The organism is Photobacterium lucens, from assembly GCF_009873615.1.
Classification (GTDB): Bacteria; Pseudomonadota; Gammaproteobacteria; order Enterobacterales; family Vibrionaceae; genus Photobacterium; species Photobacterium lucens.
The window spans coordinates 1-3,113 of record NZ_SSMG01000177.1; the positions used below are offsets into that span (position 1 = coordinate 1).

The 3,113-nt window shown below is 43.1% G+C and carries 1 protein-coding gene; it reads right to left on the reverse strand.

Translation table 11 applies throughout. The features are described 5' to 3' along the window. Positions 1-244: 244 nt before the first annotated feature. A complete protein-coding gene (locus tag E5A76_RS08450; RefSeq protein WP_161118645.1) occupies positions 245-2,791 on the reverse strand; it encodes a glycosyl hydrolase family 18 protein in 2,547 nt (848 codons plus the stop codon). Between the last annotated feature and the right edge of the window lie 322 nt (positions 2,792-3,113).

Here is a 3,113-nt window from a genome sequence, read left to right on the forward strand (position 1 = left end):
AATCCCTACCAACAAAAGTTGGTAGGGATTATCACGCAATCTTAGGATCGTTCAAGTACCTTAAACGATCGGCATTACAGTATTATACTGGGCGTTTTTTATTGCCTTTTTATCGCTGATAAATAAAAAATCCCTTGGTATTAGTAATACCAAGGGATTGATAATAAGTGTGTTGTAAATGTCTAGTGATTACTTCAAGCTCAACCACCAGCACATTGTATTCATCGTTATTTCCAATCAACGATTACTTACAGTCAACAACACCCACTTCTTTCCACACACCCCATTGACCAGATTTCACAGGATCTTCACCACGTGTCCACCACTTAGCTTCCCATAGCTTGCCATCTTTGGTCGCTTGGTCGCCACCTAGGTAAACGGTTGTTGCATCCCATGCGTTATCACAGGTATCAACAACTGGTGAGTGCTTAGCAACAACCACGGTTGTTGACGCTGTCGATGTTGCTTTGCCATCACTTACTGCCACTGTAAATACAAGGCTCGTATCTTGTGTGTACTCTGCTGCAGTAAATAGCACTTGTGAACCGTTTACTGTCGCATTAATACCGGCTGGTAATGTCCAGTCAAACGTTAACGTATCACCGACATCAGCATCAGAAGACGCAGATGCATCAACAACAATAACATCACCAGCATTCGCCGTTTGTGGTGCTGTTACGCTTGCCACTGGTGCATTATTTTCTGGGATAACAACGTCATCTTTCGCCTTCACTGTCACAATAACAGTATCGGTTGCCGTTGCACCTTTGTTATCTGTAACGGTGAGTTTAAACGTTAACTGCTCAGTTTCAGCCACTTCTGCCACATCAAAACTTACTGTTGCAGAATCAGCACCAGTCAGTGCTACCGCAGTACCTGATACTTGTTCCCAAGCGTAACTCACGATGCTGCCATCAGCGTCTTTCGAACTTGAACCATCAAGTGTTACAGATGCAGGACCTGTCACTGATTGATCCGCGCCCGCTGCTGCCGTTGGTGCTTTGTTTGGCTTATCAATAACAGTACCAGCTACACCTTCATGCATTGCATTTAGGATATCACCATTATCTGCATCGATTTCCCATGAGAATAGACCCGCAAGGCCAAGTGACTTAACGTAGTTACCTTTAGCCAGAACAGAACGCTTATCATCAAACGTGATTAAATCACCCGTTGAACGGTTCCATACATACGGTGCTTCAGCTTGATCGTCATAACCGTATTCAAAGCCGTTGATACCTTTACCATCAGCGCCTAACATGTGAGACTTAATGCCTTTGTAGTCAATAACACCGTCTTCCCACACACCTTGCTCTTTCGTACCCGTCAGTTTACCTGTACCTGTACCTGTCATTGGATCGGTTGGATCAGTAAGCGTATTTGGCATTACACCCGTCCAACCACGACCGTACATTGCAGCACCCAGTACCAGTTTGTTAGCAGGAACACCTTGTTTTAACAGTAATTGAATACCGTTATCAGAAGTATAAGCAGGGCCTTTAAACTGTTCGCCATTTTCATCTAGACCAGTACCATCACACTGACCAGGGCGCATGAAGTTACCACAGTATAGTGCTGTTTGGTGACCAGGAACGTTGTTCCAACCGCCGTAGAAGTCGTAAGTCATCGCAAAGATGTAATCCATGTATTGAACTGCATCTGCATAATCAACGTCTTCAATCTTATCGTAACCCACACCGATTGCTGATGTTAGCTCGTAAGTACGGCCTGTTTCTGCTTCTAGCTTATCAAGCATCGCACGTAGTTCACGCATTAGGGCTACGTATGCAGGGCCATCTTTAACTGGGTCACCACGATCAGCTGCTGCACCGCCGCCACCTGGGAATTCCCAGTCAATATCTACACCATCGTAGAATTTCCATGTTTTCAGGAATTTTTCTACCGATGCAACGAATGTGTCACGGTTTGCTTTATCTACGAAATCAAAGAACGGATCAGACAGTGTCCAACCACCAATTGATGGGATGATTTTCAGATCAGGGTTACGCTGTTTTAATGCCATTAGCATTGCGTAGTTACCCTTAATTGGGGTGCTGTATTCATGACCAGCTTGCTTAAAGCTCTTCTGGAATGCAGCCCATGGGTCATGGATAACCACTTCATAGTCATTAACGCCACGACACGCTGTTTGTAGTGCATTGAAGCTATTACCACCGACAGATTTCACTGACTCGTTTGGACCACAAATTGGAATAAAGCCGTAAAGAATGTGAGTCAAGTTGTCTGCAGGAAGGTTATCTACAGTGTAATCACGACCGTAAATACCCCACTCAACAAAGTACGTACCCATAACAACGCTTGGATCGGTATCAAACGATTTGTTATTTGGATCAACGTTCATTGCTAACGGCGGTAAGTGTGAGCCGTCGGTATCAGCAATAGTGATTTGTGCAGGGGCGCTTTTCGCACAGCCTGTTGCATCACACGCTTCAATTTCCATTTGGTACAAACCACCTTGTTCATACTCAAAAGAAGCGGTTGTTTGGCTGCCATTAATTGGACCTGATGCTACTTTTTTACCATCGAAGTAGATGTTGTAGGTATCACCTGAATTTCCACTCCACTGATTAAATTTCACATTGATCTTAGCTTTGTCATGGTACTTAACCATGTCGTTGTAGCCAGATGTTGTTTCCATCGCCAGTTCAATTTTAGAGAACTGAAGGTTGTTAGAGCCGTACATATCGATGCTTGGTGCCGTAGGTGCAGCAAAAGCCGCGCCTGACAGTGCAAGGGATATTCCTGCTGCACAAAGGTTAAATCGAATCATAATCTATCTCTCAATCCTTGAATTTATACTCAACAATAAGCACATCATGCTTCTACAACGGTACAGGGTATGACTTTTTTTATAAGTAGAAACATGTATTCAGCATTTCAGAGACTGACGAGAATTCAAAAAAAATAACTCAGGGATCAATTCTTTTGCACAAATATTCGTACAAGATTTTTCATTTTTCATGAGTTTTGCAACGGCAAACAAATAATCAACAACATTTTGATAACATTTGAATGCGTGTTTTTTGTGCTTCTCGCAGTATTTTTTTGAGAGGAAATAAGATCAGAAAAGAAAAAAGCACAAAGCCACAGAG

What these genes read in the sequence shown, in the direction of transcription:
- E5A76_RS08450 (WP_161118645.1), bottom strand. Translation starts at nt 2,791, where the DNA reads ATGATTCGATTTAACCTTTGTGCAGCAGGAATATCCCTTGCACTGTCA.